Annotated in this window: 1 protein-coding gene; it reads right to left on the reverse strand. The window is 70.0% G+C overall.

The window, feature by feature from the left end; all coding sequences use genetic code 11:
* Window positions 1-404, reverse strand: a 404-nt coding sequence (locus tag G3I78_RS49895; RefSeq protein WP_343244050.1) for a beta-galactosidase, incomplete at both ends; no start/stop codon positions are given.

Here is a 404-nt window from a genome sequence, read left to right on the forward strand (position 1 = left end):
GCGGATCTCCTCGAGGTCGGTGCCCGAGTAGCAGTTCTGCACGACGAGGATCGCCTCGTTGCCGATGTTCCACATGAGGACGGCCGGGTGGTCCTTGTACTCCTGGACCCAGCGCAGGATGTCGGCCTTGGTGTCGTTCTTGTAGGTCGTGTCGGTGCGGTAGTCGATGCAGCCGCCCGACCCCGGCCCGCCGCCGGGCAGGAGCCAGAAGCCCGCGATGACGCGGACGTCGTGCTCGGCCGCGGCGTCGAAGATGGCGCGCGAGTCGGCGCCCGTGCCCCAGGTGCGGGTCGTGTTGCCGTTGATGTCGGCCAGGCCCTGCATGCGCGGACCGGTCTCCTCCGCGCTCGTGCCGCCCCAGGTGAACCCGCGCACGGTGTACGGCTGCCCGTCCACCTGGAGGT

The organism is Streptomyces sp. SID13726 (genome assembly GCF_010548375.1).
Lineage (GTDB): Bacteria > Actinomycetota > Actinomycetes > Streptomycetales > Streptomycetaceae > Streptomyces.